We start from the raw sequence: 229 nt of genomic DNA on the forward strand, positions 1-229 counted from the left end.
ACGGCCCCGGCCGCGCGGCACGCAGAGCCTCGAGCTGGCCGACAACATGGCGTGTATCGAATTGCAGAACTTTAACCGGCTCCACCTCGCTCACCAGCAGCAACCATTGCCCCAGCTACGCAATCAGACTGAGCCACACCAGGCGCCGCGGCCGACGCCAGCTGTTCTGCGCGGCCACTTGCATCACCAACAGCGCGCCGATCTGCAACGGCAATGAGACGTCTGGCCA

At 64.6% G+C, this 229-nt stretch carries 1 pseudogene; it reads right to left on the bottom strand.

From position 1 onward, the window contains the following. Positions 1-229: pseudogene (locus ACFZPT_RS27190) on the bottom strand (hypothetical protein); the annotation flags it as partial.

Source organism: Pseudomonas sp. MD330_10, from assembly GCF_042610415.1.
Taxonomy (GTDB): Bacteria; Pseudomonadota; Gammaproteobacteria; order Pseudomonadales; family Pseudomonadaceae; genus Aquipseudomonas; species Aquipseudomonas rhodesiae.